General features: G+C 51.0%; 21 protein-coding genes. 5 read left to right on the top strand and 16 right to left on the bottom strand.

What is annotated here, in order from left to right:
• Window positions 1-4: 4 nt before the first annotated feature.
• The 12 genes from ACZYR9_RS24375 to ACZYR9_RS24320 form a co-directional block, all read right to left on the bottom strand.
• Window positions 5-415, bottom strand: a complete 411-nt coding sequence (locus ACZYR9_RS24375) for an Asp23/Gls24 family envelope stress response protein (protein WP_488981009.1) — start codon at window positions 413-415, stop codon at window positions 5-7.
• A 163-nt stretch (window positions 416-578) separates the two neighbouring features.
• On the bottom strand, window positions 579-1,937 hold the full coding sequence (gene accC / locus ACZYR9_RS24370; protein WP_488981008.1) for an acetyl-CoA carboxylase biotin carboxylase subunit: 1,359 nt from the start codon (window positions 1,935-1,937) through the stop codon (window positions 579-581).
• 17 nt (window positions 1,938-1,954) lie between these two features.
• Window positions 1,955-2,446, bottom strand: coding sequence for an acetyl-CoA carboxylase biotin carboxyl carrier protein (gene accB / locus ACZYR9_RS24365; RefSeq protein ID WP_488981007.1), 492 nt, complete (start codon window positions 2,444-2,446; stop codon window positions 1,955-1,957).
• A 281-nt stretch (window positions 2,447-2,727) separates the two neighbouring features.
• Window positions 2,728-3,480: a SpoIIIAH-like family protein gene (locus ACZYR9_RS24360; protein WP_488981006.1), complete on the bottom strand. Its 753-nt coding sequence runs from the start codon at window positions 3,478-3,480 to the stop codon at window positions 2,728-2,730.
• A gap of 52 nt (window positions 3,481-3,532) precedes the next feature.
• On the bottom strand, window positions 3,533-4,174 hold the full coding sequence (spoIIIAG, locus tag ACZYR9_RS24355; protein WP_488981005.1) for a stage III sporulation protein AG: 642 nt from the start codon (window positions 4,172-4,174) through the stop codon (window positions 3,533-3,535).
• 4 nt (window positions 4,175-4,178) lie between these two features.
• Complete coding sequence (locus tag ACZYR9_RS24350) at window positions 4,179-4,934, bottom strand: stage III sporulation protein AF (protein ID WP_488981004.1); 756 nt, start codon at window positions 4,932-4,934, stop codon at window positions 4,179-4,181.
• Window positions 4,935-4,961: 27 nt separating this feature from the next.
• Window positions 4,962-6,221, bottom strand: a complete 1,260-nt coding sequence (spoIIIAE, locus tag ACZYR9_RS24345) for a stage III sporulation protein AE (RefSeq protein ID WP_488981021.1) — start codon at window positions 6,219-6,221, stop codon at window positions 4,962-4,964.
• Window positions 6,222-6,288: 67 nt separating this feature from the next.
• Window positions 6,289-6,678, bottom strand: coding sequence for a stage III sporulation protein AD (spoIIIAD, locus tag ACZYR9_RS24340; RefSeq protein WP_488981003.1), 390 nt, complete (start codon window positions 6,676-6,678; stop codon window positions 6,289-6,291).
• A gap of 15 nt (window positions 6,679-6,693) precedes the next feature.
• Window positions 6,694-6,897, bottom strand: coding sequence for a stage III sporulation protein AC (spoIIIAC, locus tag ACZYR9_RS24335; RefSeq protein ID WP_054817751.1), 204 nt, complete (start codon window positions 6,895-6,897; stop codon window positions 6,694-6,696).
• Window positions 6,898-6,911: 14 nt separating this feature from the next.
• Window positions 6,912-7,430, bottom strand: a complete 519-nt coding sequence (spoIIIAB, locus tag ACZYR9_RS24330) for a stage III sporulation protein SpoIIIAB (RefSeq protein WP_488981002.1) — start codon at window positions 7,428-7,430, stop codon at window positions 6,912-6,914.
• Window positions 7,431-7,455: 25 nt separating this feature from the next.
• Window positions 7,456-8,469, bottom strand: coding sequence for a stage III sporulation protein AA (gene spoIIIAA / locus ACZYR9_RS24325; RefSeq protein WP_488981001.1), 1,014 nt, complete (start codon window positions 8,467-8,469; stop codon window positions 7,456-7,458).
• A gap of 241 nt (window positions 8,470-8,710) precedes the next feature.
• Window positions 8,711-8,977: a YqhV family protein gene (locus tag ACZYR9_RS24320; protein ID WP_488981020.1), complete on the bottom strand. Its 267-nt coding sequence runs from the start codon at window positions 8,975-8,977 to the stop codon at window positions 8,711-8,713.
• Window positions 8,978-9,122: 145 nt separating this feature from the next.
• Here ACZYR9_RS24320 and comA point away from each other — a divergent pair, with 145 nt between their 5' ends.
• The 3 genes from comA (at window position 9,123) to ACZYR9_RS24305 (ending at window position 11,360) form a co-directional block, all read left to right on the top strand.
• Complete coding sequence (gene comA, locus ACZYR9_RS24315) at window positions 9,123-9,962, top strand: phosphosulfolactate synthase (protein WP_488981000.1); 840 nt, start codon at window positions 9,123-9,125, stop codon at window positions 9,960-9,962.
• A gap of 21 nt (window positions 9,963-9,983) precedes the next feature.
• Entirely contained in the window at window positions 9,984-10,691 is a 708-nt protein-coding gene (locus tag ACZYR9_RS24310; protein WP_488980999.1) for a 2-phosphosulfolactate phosphatase, read from the top strand.
• Window positions 10,692-10,895: 204 nt separating this feature from the next.
• The gene (locus ACZYR9_RS24305) at window positions 10,896-11,360 is read left to right on the top strand and encodes a DUF441 domain-containing protein (RefSeq protein WP_488980998.1); all 465 of its coding nucleotides are present in this window, start codon (window positions 10,896-10,898) and stop codon (window positions 11,358-11,360) included.
• A gap of 1 nt (window position 11,361) precedes the next feature.
• On the opposite strand, the gene ACZYR9_RS24300 is transcribed toward ACZYR9_RS24305, so the two are convergent.
• The 3 genes from ACZYR9_RS24300 to ACZYR9_RS24290 form a co-directional block, all read right to left on the bottom strand.
• On the bottom strand, window positions 11,362-12,618 hold the full coding sequence (locus ACZYR9_RS24300; protein WP_488980997.1) for an aspartate kinase: 1,257 nt from the start codon (window positions 12,616-12,618) through the stop codon (window positions 11,362-11,364).
• 128 nt (window positions 12,619-12,746) lie between these two features.
• Window positions 12,747-13,001, bottom strand: a complete 255-nt coding sequence (locus tag ACZYR9_RS24295; RefSeq protein WP_488980996.1) for a DUF2164 domain-containing protein — start codon at window positions 12,999-13,001, stop codon at window positions 12,747-12,749.
• A gap of 30 nt (window positions 13,002-13,031) precedes the next feature.
• Complete coding sequence (locus ACZYR9_RS24290; protein WP_488980995.1) at window positions 13,032-14,264, bottom strand: aminopeptidase; 1,233 nt, start codon at window positions 14,262-14,264, stop codon at window positions 13,032-13,034.
• A gap of 292 nt (window positions 14,265-14,556) precedes the next feature.
• On the opposite strand from ACZYR9_RS24290, the gene ACZYR9_RS24285 reads away from it, so the two are divergent.
• Entirely contained in the window at window positions 14,557-14,658 is a 102-nt protein-coding gene (locus ACZYR9_RS24285) for a YjcZ family sporulation protein (RefSeq protein ID WP_488980994.1), read from the top strand.
• Window positions 14,659-14,713: 55 nt separating this feature from the next.
• On the opposite strand, the gene ACZYR9_RS24280 is transcribed toward ACZYR9_RS24285, so the two are convergent.
• The gene (locus ACZYR9_RS24280; protein WP_488980993.1) at window positions 14,714-15,919 is read right to left on the bottom strand and encodes an MFS transporter; all 1,206 of its coding nucleotides are present in this window, start codon (window positions 15,917-15,919) and stop codon (window positions 14,714-14,716) included.
• Window positions 15,920-16,282: 363 nt separating this feature from the next.
• Here ACZYR9_RS24280 and thiC point away from each other — a divergent pair, with 363 nt between their 5' ends.
• On the top strand, window positions 16,283-18,067 hold the full coding sequence (gene thiC / locus ACZYR9_RS24275) for a phosphomethylpyrimidine synthase ThiC (protein WP_488980992.1): 1,785 nt from the start codon (window positions 16,283-16,285) through the stop codon (window positions 18,065-18,067).
• Window positions 18,068-18,259: the final 192 nt, after the last annotated feature.

Genomic DNA, 18,259 nt, shown 5'->3' with positions numbered 1-18,259 from the left:
ATGTTTATTTCACGCGTTGCGGAGATACCTCGACTTCTTCGACTTTGTCGGCGCCCTTGAAGATCACATCATGAATATGAACGTTAACCTGCACTACGCTAAGTCCTGTCATCGATTCAATCGCCTGCTTCACATTCGTCTGCACGCCGCTTGCCACCTCGGGAATTTTCGATCCGAATTCGATGACGATCGAAACGTCGATGGCCGCTTCACGCTGCCCCACTTCGACCTTCACGCCTTTGGATACGTTCTTGCGTCCGAGAAGCTCGGCTATGCCGCCTGCCAATCCCCCGCTCATCCCTGCAACACCGGGAACTTCTACGGTGGCCATACCGGCAATGATTTCAATCACCTCGGGAGCGATCTGAATCGTGCCCATCTCGGTCTTCTCATAATCCGCAGCCAGTGTACTCATGGATAGGTCCTCCTCCGAGTTTTTGCTCAAGCAAAAACGGCTTCAAAAAACATTCATAGTTAAATTTATGATCCGGCAAAGCGACTATATCATGATAGCTGCCCAAACCTTGTCTTATTGTATACTATACCATCCCGGCAAAAATATGACAATGAAATGCAAATCAAGAATTCGGGTCGTTCACATCATGCTCTTCCAAAAACTTAATGTCAAAGTCGCCGGCCAGAAACTTCTTATGCTCAAGCAGCTTTAAATGAAAAGGAATCGTTGAGTGAATTCCCTCAATGGTAAATTCGGACAATGCCCGCTTCATCCGCTGCACAGCCTCTTCCCTGTCCGATCCCCAAACGATCAGCTTGGCGATCATGGAATCGTAATGCGGCGAGATCGTGTATCCAGGGTAGGCTGCGCTATCCACCCGCACCCCAAAGCCGCCCGGCGGCAAATAAAACTGGATCTGGCCGGCAGATGGCATGAAATTGCGTTCGGGATCCTCCGCGTTAATCCGGCACTCGATCGCCCAACCGTTGATCTTCACGTCATCCTGGGTAAAGGAAAGCGGCGCCCCTTCGGCCACACGAATCATCTCTTTAATGATATCGATGCCGGTAATCAACTCCGTCACTGGATGCTCCACCTGAATGCGCGTGTTCATTTCCATGAAATAAAACTGTCCGTCGGGACCAAGTAAAAATTCAAGCGTACCTGCGCCGCTATAGTCTACAGCCTTAGCTGCACGCACAGCCGCTTCTCCCATCCTTGAGCGGGTTTCTGGTGTCAGAATCGGGCACGGCGCTTCTTCTACCAGCTTCTGGCGGCGGCGCTGCACGGAACAGTCACGCTCACCTAAATGCACAACATTGCCGTGCTTATCAGCCAGAATCTGTATTTCGACGTGCTTCATTCCCGTTAAATACTTTTCCAGATAGACCCCGGCATTACCGAAAGCATTCTGTGCCTCCTGCTGCGCGGTGGTAATTTGTTGAATCAGCATTTCCTCGTTCTCGGCCAGCCGAATCCCTTTGCCTCCGCCACCGGCCGTTGCTTTAATAATGACGGGATAGCCGATTTCCCGGGAGATCCGGATGGCCTCGTCCATATCTTCCACAAGTCCGTCAGAACCCGGAATAACCGGTACGCCCGCATCCTTCATCGTCTGCTTGGCTACAGACTTGTCGCCCATTCTGCTGATAGCATCGGGAGAAGGTCCGATAAACGTGATGTTGCAGCTTTCGCAAATTTCCGCGAAATCCGCATTCTCCGCCAAAAAACCGTAGCCCGGGTGTATGGCATCCGTTTCCGTAAGCGTAGCTACGCTCATCAGGTTTGTATAGTTCAGATAGCTGTCTTTAGAGAGCGTCGGTCCGATACAGTAGGCCTCGTCCGCCAAACGGACATGAAGAGACTCCCGATCGGCCTCGGAATATACCGCGACCGTGGAGATGCCGAGCTCACGGCAGGCGCGGATAATCCGAACGGCGATTTCACCGCGGTTGGCAATCAAGATTTTCTGAAACTTCAATGATGTTCTCCTCCTACTTACTCCGGTTTTACCAGGAATAAAGGCTGACCGTATTCGACCAACTGGCCGTTTTCTACCAGTACTTCGACAATTTCACCTTTAACCTCGGCTTCAATCTCGTTCATCAGCTTCATTGCTTCGAGGATGCAGACAACCGTCTTTTCCTTCACTTTGCTGCCCTTGGAAACGAACGGCGCCGCTCCCGGAGACGGAGATTCATAGAATGTGCCTACCATTGGAGATACGATTGTATGTAAGCCGGCATCAGCTGCGGCAGGCGTCTCGGCTGCCGATATGTTTGCGGCTGCAGCAGGAGCTGCAGGAATAGTCTGCTGAACGGCTGCAGGCGCATAAGCTTGCACCGCAGGGGCGGCAGTGACGACGACCTGTTCGGTTTTATTCGGTTTCCGAATCAAAAGGCGGGAGCCTTCGTTTTCAATTTCCAGCTCTTGTAAAGAGGTTTGATCCACTAGCTTAATCAGTTCTTTGATTTCGCTTAACTTAAACAAATAGATTCACTCCTTTGGCGTCTTGTCCCAGCCGGCAGCAGCTTGCTGCGTAAAGCGGCTGAAACGTAAGGTGAAACAAACGACGTTGTTATTATATCACAATCTTCCGGCAAGGAAAGAGTTTCTTGGTGCTTGCCTATGAAGTAAGTTACAACACCGCTTGATTCACGCAGAGACACCATGTAAAACAATCACCCTAAGAAATGTGACGTTTCAGCTGGTACATATGAACAAAGAGTCCCGCAAAGGGGACTCTTGTTCAGCAGAATGGCAAATTCAGTTTAAGGTTTATACTGTATCGCAATATGGTCCGGGATGATATTAAGCTCTTTCATGACTTGATCGGCAATGCTGACGGCTTGACTTTTTTCCAGCTTGTTCGCTTGAACCGTCACTTTCCATTTTTCCCCGTCCTGGGTAATCACTGCTTGCGGAAATTCCTTCATGAGATTTTCTTCCAAATAAGAGATCTTCGTTTCCATGTCCTGAAGCTTTTGCAGATCCGTCTGCGCTTTGACGGCAGTTTCCTGCGTTTGCTTAGTGTCGGCCAAAATGGTCATCAACGCTTCAACCTGTTTGGACATCGCTTCATCGCGCTTCATTTGCAGATTGATAAAATAATCGGAGCCTGAGGTAGCCTGGGCCTTCATTTGTTCCAGTACTCTGGCGTTTTGGCCTCCGGAATTCGAGTCATTCTTGGAGACAGGCTGCGCCGTCGTCGGATCCGCACCGGATTCCGGTTCAACTGCGGAAGGGGTTTCGGCGTTCGGACTGCTCTTTTGCGGGTCGGACTTGGCTCCGCCGTCAGCGGCAGGCTGCTGCTTGCTTTGCTGCGGCGCTGTCTGTACATTGGCTGTACCCTGAGGCACGCCGTCCAATTGGCCTGCGTTGATAATGACTTCTTCGGCTTTCGTTCCGCTGGCCGTATTCAACTCCAATTGACTTACGTCTTCCGTAAACAAATAGTAGGCTGACAAAACGACCATCAAGCTCAGCATGGATACAAGCCAAATTGTTTGTTTTTTCGAGTTCATCTCTATTCCTCCTTAAATGAGTTCATTGCTTTTTCTCTGCTTCTAACGCGGTTTATTGTTTCCGCGGCAGGATGGAAATCCGGTGGGGAGGGACGCCAAGTCCTCGTTCCACAGCCTCGGATATCATCTTTTTCACCGTCAAATTTTCCGCCCCTCTAGCCACGACCAGCACACCGCGGATGTGAGGCTTGATCGTTTTGGCAACGAGAGGCTTCTTGCCTCCGGACACCTCGTAAAGCACAACCTCCCCTTTGCGTGAAATATCGGTAATATGCCTTTTGGTTCCTTGTTGGTCCTGCTCATTGGTGGTTTGCTGCGTTTCCTGGGTGTTGCGTTCAACCGTGACCTCCTCGGTTGATTCAATCGTGACGAGCACCTCCACCTCGCCTACCCCGACAATTTTGCTCAAAATCTCCCTAAGCTGCGATTGATAGGCCTCTTCAAATTCACGGAATGGGCCGGACTCCTTGCCGCTCGATCCGAAGACCGGCTGTGTTTGATCGACAGGAGAAGCGCGCCCCTCACCGATGGGATCCACCTCTTTCACCGAAATGAAAGCGTTCAGTATCATCAATGCGGCTCCGACTAATCCCGTCAGCAGCAGCCAGCGGAGGGTCTGGATTCGTTTGGGTCCGCCCGGCCCGCCGCTAAAGAGGCTCCATGGCCATTTTGATTTCTCCGTGTTGTCTCCCATCGATTCACCTCCTCGAGGATATTCCGATCTGAAGCTGAATTTGGTCCTTGGTGAGCTGCCAGTCCTGCTCCAGCATCAGCATGATTTGCGTCTGTTTCTGCAGCGCCTCCGGCGGCAGGCTATCCGTCTGTTTATCTTCCGATGCCCATACCGGAGTCGAATTTTTATCTTTTCGGCCTTCACCAACTTGAACCGCTGCAATGCCAATCGGTTCCACCGGCTTGACGGGCTCTTTGTTCCCCGCTGCTCGTGACAGCCCTTGCTTCAGCTCTTTTGTGTTTGAAGGAACAAAGTCCAGTGACAACGCCACACTCTGAATGACAGCTTGCCCGTTCTCGTCCGATTTGGTGGCAACCTTCACGCTTTGCACCTGTACCCCGCCTGTTTGTTCAATTTTGCGCTTGATTAATTCGGAAACCTGATTTTGCACCATCCGGTGGGTCTGCTCCTCCTGTTTTAGCCTCAGCGCCTCCGCTCTTTGCTGTATGGCGGGAAGCGGCTCTATCGGGTCTGCCCCGTTACCGCTCTGCCAGCTCCAGGCGGCGTCCTGTTTGAACAGCGCTTCACCAATCCTCTGGTCAATAAGGGGGCGCTTTTCAAACAAGGTTAAAACAGGCTGCAGCAGCGTCAGCAGAAGAAACAGGGAGATCACCGTTTTGACATAGCGCTGCATCGATTGATTCGGCAGCAGCAAATCCACGAAGGTCGCAAGCAATATGACGAGTATGACCGATTTAAGCCAGCCGCTCAGGAAGTCCATAGCGGATCCCCCTTCCCCGTTCGGAGATCACCGCATCATCACGGATACGTTTCCCGCCGCAATCAGGATTGTAATTGCCAAGAAAAACATCAGCCCTACCGCCGCCAATGCAGCGAATACGTAAATCAAGCTTTTTCCGATTGTTTCCAGACATGCGATCATCGGATGATCGCCTAACGGTTGCATCACCGCCGCAGACAGATTATAGATAAACGCGAGCGCAATAATTTTCAGCGCGGGAAACGCGCACAGGACCATGATAATGACGACTCCCGACAGCCCTACCGCATTTTTAACCAAAAGCGATGCCCCAATGACCGTTTCCGATGCGTCGGAGAACAGCCTGCCTACGACCGGCACGAAATTGCCGGCGATATATTTGGCCGTTCGGATCGTCACTCCGTCCGCAATCGCGCTCGTGCCGCCCTGAACCGAAACCACCCCGAGAAAAACGGTAACGAATACCCCCAGACAGCCCAAGCTGATATTTCGCAGTAAATTGGCAAGCTGCGTCACCTTGTATTTGTCTGACAGCGCGCTTACGATATGAAGCACCGCCGAAAAAAACAGCAGGGGAAAGACGACAAAATAGATCGCCGTCCCTACGGCATGAACCATGAACACGATCAGCGGATGCAGCACGGATACGGAAACGACATTCCCCATCGAGGCCAGCAGCGTAAGGAGCAGCGGAACGACAGCAATCATAAAGTGCGTCATGTCCGAAATCGCGGCTTTGGCGTAGCCGATCGCCAGGTTAAAGCTGTTGACCGCCATAATCATCAGCACCATAAAGGAAATGGCGTAGGCGATTTTGCTCACGTTGTTTTTCTCAAAGGAGCTCTGAAGCGTCTCCAGCAGCATGCTGAAAACCGATAAGATCACAATGGAAGCCAGCAGCTTGCCGCCATAAATCAGCTCGTGAAAAAAGTACTTCATAAGCCCGGAGAAAATCGATCCGATGCCGAACTCTTTGGCTCCAAGCAGCAGCTCCATGAATGAAGGCGCTGCGGAATCGGGAAAATACCCTCCGTATTGCCTCATCAAGCGGCTCCAGAACTGCTCCACTTGATCCAGGGGCAGCCGCTCCGCCTGCTCCCGTATCAGTTCTTCTGCCGGCGTCGCTGCGTAGGCGGTTATTTCACATCCCCCCTGCTTCCAGCAGCTTATGGAATTCCCTCCGTCAAACAGCAGCGCCGTCACTACAGCGATCCAGAGAAGCAGCAGCTTCCGACGTCTATCCTTGCCCTTGCCTTCGATCAAATCGAGGCTTCTCTCAAGCGGCATACGTTTTTTCAGATGCAGCATAGCTTCATCTCCCGGTTCGCTTCGCTCTCCAGCCCGCTGCGACAGTTCAAGCGGGAAGCAGCTTGACTACGGTTTCGATGATGACCGATACGATCGGAATGGCCATCACCATAATAAGAATTTTGCCGGAGAGCTCAATCTTGGAGGCAATCGCTTCCTGCCCCGCGTCTCTGACGACCTGCGCCCCGAACTCCGCGATATAGGCGATGCCGATGATTTTCAATATGGTCTTGAGAAAGATCAGGTTGATCTCGGCCTTGTTCGCCAGCTCCTCCAGTACTCCGATCACGGTCGATATTTTGCCGATCAAGAACAAAAAGATCGTAATCCCCGTGAAGGTGGTAAGTAAAAAGGCGAACATCGGCTTCTGCTCTTTGATGATCAGCACAAGGACGGTCGTGATCAACCCGAGTCCTACCACTTGTATGATCTCCACAGGCTTCACCCCCTCTTACTGGAAGAGGAATATCGTTTTGATTTCATTGAAGAGGCTGTCTAACAAACGGACGACCATAAACAGAACCACGACAAAACCGATGACGGTTACCCAATGTGCCATATCTTCTTTGCCCATCTGCTTGAGTACAGTATGAATCATAGCGATAATGATGCCGATGCCGGCAATCTGGAATATCGCGTTTACATCTACGTTCATTGGCGGCACCTCACCTAATACATCAAGATTACGACGAGTAGCCCCATCAGTAGTCCCAGGCTTTTCCACATTCGTTCATACCGCTGCTGTTCCTCCCGGGCGCTTTCCACTTCCGCTTGCAGTTGACTGACGGCCAATCGGAGATGCTTGACCTGATCCTCTCTGTCGGTCAGTCCCAGGGTAGAGCCGAGCTGCAGCAGCACATCCCTCTCGTTTGGCTTCATGGAGGTGTACCTCCAGCCTGCCTTCAGCGTCTGCTCCCAGACCAATTGGACCGAGCGCCCGTCCGGTTTCGCCAGCTCAGCCGCCGTATCCTGAAACAATGTACCTACCGGATGGGTCCCTGTTCTTCCGGTTTGTCTGAGTGCTTCCGCTAGCGGGGTGAAACCGTACACGATTTCCGACTCCAGCCGCTGCAAGAGCCGGATCAGCTCGGAGACCTGCTTGGGCCTTCGCGACAATTGGGATGCCTGATAAAAACCCAGAAGGGTACCCGCCAGCAGAATCAGCATAGCACCCAACAGCTTCAGCATTCGGGGTCCCTTCTTTCGCGCTCTCTCATAAGGTCATCCCCCCTCTCAAGGTATGCCGGTCATCCAATCGTTTGCCAAGCGGATCATACACCGCCGTAACCGGGCCCGAAGCTGCCGCTTCAGCCATCGTCCCTCGGCGCAAAACAACGAATCGTTCAAATACGCCGGCTTCAAGCAGTTCACGCAGGATCGGTCTTCGCTTTACATCCTCGAGATCCCGGCCATGTGCAGTAGCTATGACACTGATTCCCGCATGAAGCGCTTCATGTATGGCGCTTGCATCCTCTGCCCGTCCGATTTCATCGGCGATCAGCACCTCCGGAGACAAGGAACGGATCATCATCATCATGCCTTCGGCCTTCGGGCATCCATCCAGCACATCGGTTCTGGGACCGACGTCAAAAGCGGGTACGCCTTTCACGCAGGCTGCGATCTCTGAGCGTTCATCCACGATGCCCACCTTAAAGCTCCTGTGAGGCCTTGGCGATTCGTTTTCCTTGCCGCCTGAGCTAAGAAGCCGGGCCAAATCGCGGATAAATGTGGTTTTTCCCTGCTGCGGGGGGGAAATGACCAGTGTTCTATAAACGAATCCGGCTTTGGGCTCCAGCAGGTAAGGCAAAGCTCTTGCCGCCGCTTGTTTCCATTCCCGGGCAAGCCGTATGTTGAACCCGCTGATGTCCTTTATATATTTCACTTTGCCCTGTTCGACCAACGTCCTTCCGGAGAGACCAATCCGATGTCCGCCGGCGACAGTGATAAATCCCCGCTTCAGCTCTTCCTCGAACGTGTACATGGAATGCTGGGTCAATAGCTCCAGCAGCGTTGCGCAATCTTTGCGGGTCGGCCGGTATGCCTGCTCGGGGTTCGGGCTCAAGCCGCCTTTTTCGGCAACAAAGCCGTGTCCTGTGCTCCATATGACTTCAAGCGGACGCGACTCGCGAATCCGGATTTCTTGCAATTCGACTTGAATGGATATTGGTAGAGTTGATAGAATTTGCCGCACAGAGGCAGAAAAAAACGGCAGCACCGATCCGATCAAAGCACATTCCTCCTACATTGCGACGGTTACACTGATGGAATCCAGTGTCAGTCGTCAATCATCATTGCGACGGTTACGGCGCTTTACTTGCCGTCAGTCGTCAATCAACATTGCGACGTCATTACGGCAGCCCCTCGGCTTAAGTCTCAACAAACACTGTGTTCGTACGACGAGGCCTCCGGCGTCAGTCTGTCCAACTTCTACAATCATGTGTATGCCCTGCCTAGTGAAATATGACAGATTACTTTTTTAAGATTCCGATAAAAATGCAGCTGACTCCCGCCATCACCCATAACATTTTGCCGACCGAAAGCTTATCCGCCAGCCCTATCAGACCAATCGTCGTCGTCGTCAGAAGCACAAACGGCCCTACGAGCGCAAGACCCGAGTTCACCAGCAGCGCTTTCTCAATCTGGTTAAAGCGGAGCATCAGCATGGCCGCGGCGATTTCGATACTTCCCGAAACAATTCGGATCATGGCCATACTGAGCACAATTTTGTTCAACATCGACATCCGTCTCACCCCATCCATTGGTTTCTATACCCATCCTATGCGAGCTCGTCTTAATTTAGGAATGCTGGGCACAACCCCAATCGAAAATGCATATGATGACACAGTAATCCAAGACTAACTTACAGCGAGGCGATAAAAGATGGAGGTTATAACACCGCTGCAGTGGAATGCCCTGCTCAGCGATCCGACCGGACGCCGGACACATAAACCGCGCTTATTGGGCAAAACAATGGTGATTGACAAAGGACTGGGGCTTCACGCCTTGGAGGATTTGCTGCAGACGGCAGGCGCCTATATCGACATGCTGAAAATCGGCTTCGGCACCTCGCCGCTCTATATGACGGATTTCCTAAAGAAAAAAATAGAGATGGCCAAAGCATATGACATTACAGTGTATCCTGGAGGCACATTCCTGGAAGTGGCGATCCGTCAGCACAAGATAGACCACTATTTTCAAATGGCGGCGCTTTTGGGCTTTAACGGTCTGGAAATCTCGGATGGGACCATTGAAATTTCGCGCAATCTGCGCAGCGAACTCATCTGCCGCGGCCTCAATGAAGGATTTAAGGTCATTACCGAATACGGAAAAAAAGGATGGGGCTCAACCATTGAAATTGAGGAACTGATCCAAACGGTAACGATCGATTCACAGCTTGGCGCCAGTCTGATTACGATTGAAGGAAGGGAATCGGGTAAAGGCGTGGGCATCTATGACGCCAACGGAGCATGCAAAGATCAAGAGATAGAGCAGGTCCTGCAACGAGTGCCAAGAGCCGACCTTTTGTTATGGGAAGCCCCGCAAAAGGAACAGCAGGTGCACCTGCTGCACATGCTTGGCACGGACATCCACCTCGGCAACATTGCTCCTGGAGATGTCATCGCATTAGAGGCTTTAAGACGGGGGCTTAGATCGGATACATTGCTTCTGGCTGATGAAGCCAGGCAGGAATCCTATCAAAGCTTCAACTGGCAAATCTAGAAAGGAAGGCTGTGCTAAGGCATGAATGTGCAGGTCATCGCCAGCGTGGGCGAAGCGCTTACGGATGAGCTTCAGAACAAAACGGTGATCGTTATCGATGTGCTGCGGGCCACATCCACTATACTGACGGCGCTTACGAACGGCAGCAGGTCCATTATTCCAACCGAAACCGTATCGCAGGCCAAAAGCCTGCAGCTTCCGGAAGACTTGCTTGGAGGCGAACGCAGCTGCAAGAAGATACCCGGTTTTGACCTCGGCAATTCTCCGTTCGAATATTCTGCTAAGGACGTGGCGGGAAAACGTATTATCATGACTACCACAAACGGCACCAGGGCAGTGCAAAAATCACATAAAGCGTCGCATATTTTGGCAGGATCATTGCTGAATGCATCCAGCTGCGCCGCCCAAGCGTTAAAGCTGCAAAAAGAGATTGCTCTGCTATGTGCGGGGACTCACGACGTATTCAGTCTGGAAGACGGACTGTGTGCAGGATTGCTGACTGACGAGCTGGTCCGCCTAACCGGCGGCGACTGCGAGGTTAACGACTTGGGCTTGGCCATGATGCATGCGTACCGCCAAACGCAGGACCGGCTCGCTGAGACGATTCTGTCATGCGCAAACGGCAAGCGCCTGACCCGCCTCGGCTTTAAAGAAGATGTTCTTTATTGCAGTCAGGTCAACCGGATTCAAGCCGTCCCGTATTTCCAGGGTGGCGCCATGATGATTTAAAAGACGATCAGAGCAGCATCGAAGCAATCAGGAAACAACGGCCTAAATCTGCAGCGGGAAGCCGCCGTTTATGTCTATCGGCGGCCTTACCGTATTGTATTCCACAATCCGCTGTGCAATTGAGATAAACAGAGAAGGCTTCGTTCTAATTCGGTTGACCCCTCATACATATAAAGAGAAACCAAATGGACAAGGGGCTTAGCCATGAACGGAGACATACTGCTTGTTGCACTGATTATCATCGGGCTGATCGGCCGTTCTCATATTATTACGACAGCCGCCTGTGTACTTTTAATCATGAAGCTCATCAGTCTGGATCGGTATTTGCCAACCATTGAACGAAGGGGACTCGAGCTCGGGCTGCTCTTTTTGACGATGGGGGTTCTGGTTCCCTTTGCAAGTGAGAGAATTTCAATCAAAGACGTAACCTCCATGTTTACCACTTGGCCCGGTATCCTGGCCCTGCTGGGCGGAGCGATCGCCACGTACATGAACGGCAAGGGGCTCGAGCTATTAAAAATAGACCCACAAATGATTGTGGGCCTTGTCATCGGTTCGATCTTCGGAATTATTTTTCTTAAGGGTATTCCTGTCGGTCCGTTAATGGCCGCAGGGATTACTGCTTTTTTGCTCAAAGTGTTTACGTTCTTGTTTGATAAAATACGCTAGCTTATCTTCTTTCTGACGGTCCGCCGACAAATACAGTTTGATCCGTATCCAGGCCGTATGCGGTGTGCAGAGCTTGTACCACTTCGTTCAAACGGCCGTTCTCGATGACGCAGGATGTCTTGATTTCGGACGTGCTGACCAGCAGAATGCTGATGCCAAGCTCCGAGATCACTTCGAACATTTTGGCGGCAACACCCGGAGTGCTTACCATACCTGCGCCGACAATGGACACTTTGACCAGATTCGTTTCGGAAGTCACTTCACTGAAGCCTACGGAAGAGCGGATGCCTTGGATCACCTGCAGCGCTTTGTCCAGGTCGGACGACGATACCGTGAAGGAGAAGTCCGCGAGTCCGTTGAGAACCCCGCTTTGCACGATGATGTCCACATCAATCTGTTCTTTTGCCAGAGCCGTGAACACCTTAGCCAGTTGGCCCGGTTTCTCTTCCACACCCAGAATGCTGATTCTCGCTACATTTTTGTCGTATGCAATGCCGCGTACCACGATGCCTTGTTCCATCGCCGCTTCCTCCTTCACTTTCGTACCTTCGTTATGGTTAAAGCTGGATCTAACCACCAGCTTAACATTGTAATTTTTTGCGTACTCAACGGCTCTCGGATGAAGAACCGCCGCTCCGAGATTGGCAAGCTCGAGCATTTCATCGTACGAGATTTCGTTTAACTTACGCGCACATTTTACGATGCGCGGGTCGGTTGAATAAACGCCGTCCACATCGGTGAAAATTTCACACACATCCGCCTGAATCGCCGCGGCAAGCGCAACGGCCGTCGTATCCGATCCGCCGCGGCCAAGCGTCGTGATCTCGCCCTCCTCGGTCATGCCCTGAAAGCCTGCAACGATGACAATCTTTCCTTCTTCCAGCGCATTAAGCACACGCTGCGGTTGAATATCCGTAATCCGGGCTTTGCCGTGGACCGCTTCCGTGTACATCCCCGCCTGCCAACCGGTGAAGGAAACCGCCGAACCTCCCAGACTATGTATCGCCATGGACAACAAAGCTATCGAAACCTGCTCCCCTGTCGTCAGCAGCATATCCATCTCACGCGCAGGAGGGGTACCCGGATAAATTTGTTTGGACAAGTCAATTAAATCGTCCGTGGTATCTCCCATCGCCGAAACGACAACCACGCACCGATGGCCCTCGCGTTGTCTCTCTACCACACGGTTGGCCACACGTTTCATCCGCTCCGCATCACCAACGGAGCTTCCGCCGAATTTCATAACTATCAGAGACAAAACTGCTCACTCCCTACACAAGCATTTGCATAACTAATAAAAGATTATATCATAAGCCCTATGTCTCTTGAAATAGAAAAATGGTATTGAACAAGGGCTCTATAAGAAAAGCATACAGCAATATTTGCTTATTTGCTGCTTCCCCCCGGCTTCTCCAGAGCGTACAGCTCGTCTTCCATTGCAGACATTTTATCCAGCAGCATCCGTCTTGCGTCCCCTATGGCCTGATTGTAGACCGATGGCCCCAACATCCCGATCATAAAATCAATCCACTGCTCGGCCTCCAGATTTCCGATCGATTCGCCTCTTTGCTCTTCAAAATATTGCTGAACACGCCAAACCATCTGCTCTTTTTGCTCTTTGGGAAGCTTCAAAAAATTCATCCGTTCGTTGCTCCTTTTTTCGGGTTGGCTTCAATACGCCCAATTTCCGCCGCGAAAGACCGGCTCAATCGTGCCGTCCGGCAGTTCGCCGTCAATGTCGAGCTCGACCGAACCAATCATGAAATCCACATGAGTCAAGCTGACATTGGCTCCCGCTTTGAGCAGCTCTTCCTGCGACAGCTTTGTTCCATTCCGCAGGTTAACCGGATAGGCACTGCCTAATGCAACGTGGCAGGATGCATTCTCGTCCACGCCGGTATTGAAGAAAATCCGGTTTAGATTGGAAATCGGCGAGTCATGCGGCACAAGCGCAATTTCACCCAGATACCGCGCTCCCTCATCCGTGTCAAGCAAAGAGGCAAGATGCTCTTGACCTACTTCTGCAGAATAATTCACCGCCCTTCCGTCCTTGAAGGTGATGACAAAGCGGTCAACCAGGCGTCCGTTCAAATTCAGCGGCTTCGTGCTGGTCACCGTACCGTTAACACCCTCCCTCTTAGGAAGAGTAAAAACTTCCTCCGTAGGCATATTCGGCACGAAATATACCCCGCGCTCGTTGGTGTCCCCGCCCCCCAACCAAATATGATCTTCCGGTAGCTCCACCGTCAAATCCGTTCCGGGCGCTTTATAATAAAGCTTCTTGTATCCTTTTCGATTCAACAGGTCCTGCCTCTTCTTGAGTTCTGCAATATGGTTTTGCCAAGCGGACACCGGATCGTCCGTATTCACACGATTCATGTAGAAGATCGTATCCCACATAACCTTCACGCGTTCATCCTCCGGCACCTCGGGGAACACCCTGGCTGCCCACGCGCGGGTCGGAGCTTTGACCAGACACCAGCTGAGCTTGTTGGTCCGCACGTATCCCTGAAATGTCCGCCTTGCCGTCGCTGCAGCTTTGGCAGCCGCGGATACTTTATCCGGATCAATGCCCTGGAATAAGTCCGGATCCGGAACCTTAATGTGCAGCAGCGCGCCTCCCCCTTCGGCCAACCGCTCCATCATGTCCGGGATCCATTCGGGATAATAGGTGAACGATTCGTCCCGGGCATAGGTAAAGCGTGCGCGGGTCACAGCCTCGTCCTCCCAATTGACCTGTACATATTTGGCACCGGCCTCGTATGCTTTTTGCACGACTTTCCTGGTAAACTCGGCGGTCTCCAGGGGAGATTCAACCAATAAAATCTGTCCGGGACTGAGATTGACTCCCACGCGGATGACGAGCTCGGCATACTTCTCCAAATTTTTCTCGAAATCGTTCATGACAGCAGGCTCCTTATCCTCATCAGGCTTCTTTTAAATCTACTATACCCAATACAGGAGCAGAAAAAAAGAGAGGCGAACCGCACTTCTGTTTCGTAACGCATCCGTTTCCTTTACACCTCTTACATTCACAAAATGGATCATTTTAAGTGTACCTTGAACGAATTACGTCAGCCGTCAGCCGTCTGTTTCTTATCACCGTGACATACACACATTTTTGGTCATAGCCCACCCTCCGAACCGCCCTCATTCATAAGATGCAGAATGCTAAGGCGGAAGGAGGCTGTTATCAATGAGCTTTGTAAGAGGATTTGGTCATGGATTTACTTCCACGGGTGTGATTCTCGTCCTTTTCATCCTTCTTGTGATTGTTTCGGCTGCATGGTTCATCTGATCTTTTTCACCACCAAACGCCCGGGCTTGCAGCCCGAGCGTTTGGTTCCGATGGATCATGCCTGGCGCTTCGCGCAATAGGTATCCCCAAAGGTAAGGCCGCGCTGCTTTAACATCAGATGAGACAGCAGAGCCGTCAGGCATCCTAAAACTCCCATCCAAATAAAACCCTGCTGCAAGGTCAGCCAATCTCCGGCTGTCCCCATAATCAAGGGACCCGCAAACATCCCCAAGCCATAGATCGCCTGGTAAAATCCCATCGCCGTAGCCCTCTTTCCCGCCTCCATATGCTTTATGCTAAGCGCCATCAAGACAGGCGCAGCGAGTCCCCGGCCAATCCCGGCAAAGCATTGCGTGAGCATCAGAATCCATAACGATGAAGAAAATGGAATAAGAATCGTGAAGATCCCGGAAAAGATAAATCCGATGATAATGATATTTTTTTCACCCAGCTTATGCGCCATATATTTGCCCCCTACCAGCGACGCTACCGCCATTGGAAATGTCGAAAAAAACGTCAGCAGTCCCATGTCCAGCTTCGTTGCGCCGATCGATTGAGCATAAACGGGGGTAAATCCGAAAACCGTGGCGAATGTCAGCACTTGAAAAAGGATGGCAAGTAAAGAGACGGTCAGCAGCGTCTTGTCGCCGCCCACCTCGATCACGCTTTTGAAGGTCATGGGCTGTGTGCTTTTCTTGGGGGTCTCTACCAGAAAAAAAGCACCTGCAAGTCCTAACGCTCCTACAGCCGCACCGATAAGAAAAGAAGATTCCCAACCATACATATCGGCAAACCATCCGCCGCAAAGAATTCCGAACATCTGCCCGAGAGAATTGTAAAATGATATCGTTCCGATGGCTTGAGTCGTCTCTTCCTTACGGTAGTAGCTGGCAAACAAAACCGTAAAGTCTACCCAAGTCGCCGCAGCCGCTCCTGCCGCTGCCCTTAGCAGCAAAATCCACGTCAGTTCCTGTGTGACCAAAATCCCGATACCGGATAAAACCGAAAAAACCAAACCGAATATAATAAACAATTTCTGCTTGTGATAACGGTCCGAGATGATTCCTACAGGAATTCGCAGCAGCATTTGACTCAATCCGTACATGCCGACAATCAGTCCGGCCAAGCTGTAAGAAGCGCCAAGATATTCAACATATGCGGTTAGAATCGGCACACAGGTGTACATCGAAAACCAAAACAGCAATGTGACCGTACAAAACAGCGGTATTCTAAAGTTTCGCGCTTCCAGTCCGTCATTCATCCACGTTCTCTCCCTGTTTCCACCAATGTTTTTTTATGCACACGTTTACTATGTAATCATACTCGATTTCCAAAAACTTCTAAAGACTAAATTCCTTGATCCCCTTTTTAAAAAAGTGTTGATTTTTCAAATTCCTATGGTTATTATTGGGTATGACAGTTGAATAACAACGGGAGCTTGGGAGTTGCCAGGCTGAGAGGGTAGCCGATTGCTATCGACCGTAATACCTGATCTGGGTAATGCCAGCGGAGGAAAAGTCCTAGCCTTTGTGTATTCAAAGACCGCTTCTTTCCCGTTGCGGTCTTTTTTGTTTACATCGAGGTTTTCTCCGCTTGATCACATTCATTCTGAGGAGGAATTGAAATGGCAAGCGAAATCAAAGCAAAAGAAGGAGCCGCTCCCAATCTTTCAGCGATTCCAGGGAGTAAGAAGGTGTATGTGCAGGGCTCGCGCGAGGATCTTAAGGTCCCCATGCGTGAAATTAGTTTAACCCCGACAACCCGAGGCGACAGCGTAGAAGAAAATCCACCTGTTAGGGTATATGATTGCAGCGGTCCTTACACCGACAACGAGCTCCAAACCGATATTCGCTCGGGTCTTCCGCTTAACCGCCGGAATTGGATATTGGAGCGCGGTGATGTCGAGGAATACGAGGGAAGAAAGATCAAGCCTGAGGACAACGGTTATCTGAAAGAGGAATCTGTTGATCAGGCGGAAATATTCCCGGGTTTGCAGCGTAAGCCGTTACGAGCCAAGAGCGGCTCGAATGTTACGCAAATGCATTATGCCAAAAAAGGGATTATCACACCTGAGATGGAATATATCGCCATTCGCGAGAATGTTTCACCGGAATTTGTTCGCAGCGAGGTCGCAAGAGGCCGTGCGATCATCCCCTCCAACATCAATCACCCGGAAAGCGAACCGATGATTATCGGCAGTAAATTTTTAGTGAAAATCAATGCCAATATCGGAAATTCGGCGGTCGCTTCGTCGATTGATGAAGAAGTTGAAAAAATGAGATGGGCGACTCGCTGGGGCGCAGATACCATCATGGATCTGTCGACGGGCAAAAATATTCATACCACCCGTGAATGGATTGTTCGCAACTCCCCCGTACCGATCGGTACCGTTCCACTTTATCAAGCCTTGGAAAAAGTCGGCGGTAAAGCGGAGGAGCTGACTTGGGAGATTTACCGGGATACCTTGATCGAACAAGCCGAACAAGGCGTTGACTACTTTACGATTCATGCCGGTGTGCTTTTACGCTATGTTCCTTTGACAGCGAAACGAGTTACGGGAATCGTTTCCCGTGGCGGCTCCATTATGGCCGCGTGGTGCTTGGCGCATCATAAGGAAAATTTCCTTTATACTCATTTTGAGGAAATTTGTGAAATTATGAAAACCTATGATGTTGCATTCTCCCTTGGTGATGGATTGCGTCCGGGCTCCATTGCGGATGCCAACGATGAAGCCCAATTCGCAGAGCTGGAAACGCTTGGTGAGCTGACCAAAATCGCATGGAAGCATGACGTTCAGGTTATGATTGAAGGACCCGGACACGTACCTATGCACATGATTAAAGAAAATGTGGATCGCCAGGTTGAAGTATGTCAGGAGGCTCCGTTCTACACTCTGGGTCCTCTTACGACAGATATCGCCCCTGGATATGACCATATTACTTCCGCCATCGGCGCAGCCATGATCGGCTGGTTCGGCACCGCTATGCTGTGCTATGTTACACCAAAGGAGCATTTGGGGCTTCCGAACAAGAACGATGTTCGCGAAGGAGTCATCGCGTATAAAATCGCAGCACATGCCGCGGATTTGGCCAAAGGCCATCCCGGAGCTCAGGAAAGAGACAATGCCTTATCCAAGGCGCGTTTTGAATTCCGTTGGAGAGATCAATTCCATTTATCCTTGGATCCGGAAAGAGCCATGGAATATCATGACGAGACGCTTCCTGCGGAAGGCGCCAAGACAGCCCATTTCTGTTCCATGTGCGGTCCCAAGTTCTGCAGCATGAGAATTACTCAGGACATTCGCGACTATGCCAAACAGCAAGGGCTTGAGGATCAGGAAGCTATTGATAAAGGCCTGGAGGAAAAATCCAAAGAGTTCAAGGAAGCTGGCGGTCTTATTTATAAATAATAAAACCATGAGGAGCTGTTTGTTGCCCAACAGCTCCTCTTTACTCTTTCTAGAGTAAAGGACTGATTTTTTTTTTTTTTCAGCCCCTCCTCATCAAACCGTACGTGAAGTTTTCCCTCATACGGCTTTCCGATGTTCGTCATTCATGCGCATGCGATTTACAAAAGCGTCTTTAGTCCATACATTTTGCAG

The organism is Paenibacillus sp. F024, from assembly GCF_057814255.1.
Note: the sequence above shows the minus strand (reverse complement) of the source record. Positions and strands in the feature narration are given on the sequence as shown.

Coding starts and splice junctions, on each gene's coding strand:
- ACZYR9_RS24375 (WP_488981009.1), bottom strand. CDS start 415: ATGAGTACACTGGCTGCGGATTATGAGAAGACCGAGATGGGCACGATT.
- ACZYR9_RS24360 (WP_488981006.1), bottom strand. CDS start 3,480: ATGAACTCGAAAAAACAAACAATTTGGCTTGTATCCATGCTGAGCTTG.
- spoIIIAG (WP_488981005.1), bottom strand. CDS start 4,174: ATGGGAGACAACACGGAGAAATCAAAATGGCCATGGAGCCTCTTTAGC.
- ACZYR9_RS24350 (WP_488981004.1), bottom strand. CDS start 4,934: ATGGACTTCCTGAGCGGCTGGCTTAAATCGGTCATACTCGTCATATTG.
- spoIIIAE (WP_488981021.1), bottom strand. CDS start 6,221: ATGCCGCTTGAGAGAAGCCTCGATTTGATCGAAGGCAAGGGCAAGGAT.
- spoIIIAC (WP_054817751.1), bottom strand. CDS start 6,897: ATGAACGTAGATGTAAACGCGATATTCCAGATTGCCGGCATCGGCATC.
- spoIIIAB (WP_488981002.1), bottom strand. CDS start 7,430: ATGCTGAAGCTGTTGGGTGCTATGCTGATTCTGCTGGCGGGTACCCTT.
- ACZYR9_RS24320 (WP_488981020.1), bottom strand. CDS start 8,977: ATGTTGAACAAAATTGTGCTCAGTATGGCCATGATCCGAATTGTTTCG.
- comA (WP_488981000.1), top strand. CDS start 9,123: ATGGAGGTTATAACACCGCTGCAGTGGAATGCCCTGCTCAGCGATCCG.
- ACZYR9_RS24310 (WP_488980999.1), top strand. CDS start 9,984: ATGAATGTGCAGGTCATCGCCAGCGTGGGCGAAGCGCTTACGGATGAG.
- ACZYR9_RS24305 (WP_488980998.1), top strand. CDS start 10,896: ATGAACGGAGACATACTGCTTGTTGCACTGATTATCATCGGGCTGATC.
- ACZYR9_RS24295 (WP_488980996.1), bottom strand. CDS start 13,001: ATGAATTTTTTGAAGCTTCCCAAAGAGCAAAAAGAGCAGATGGTTTGG.
- ACZYR9_RS24290 (WP_488980995.1), bottom strand. CDS start 14,264: ATGAACGATTTCGAGAAAAATTTGGAGAAGTATGCCGAGCTCGTCATC.
- ACZYR9_RS24285 (WP_488980994.1), top strand. CDS start 14,557: ATGAGCTTTGTAAGAGGATTTGGTCATGGATTTACTTCCACGGGTGTG.
- ACZYR9_RS24280 (WP_488980993.1), bottom strand. CDS start 15,919: ATGAATGACGGACTGGAAGCGCGAAACTTTAGAATACCGCTGTTTTGT.
- thiC (WP_488980992.1), top strand. CDS start 16,283: ATGGCAAGCGAAATCAAAGCAAAAGAAGGAGCCGCTCCCAATCTTTCA.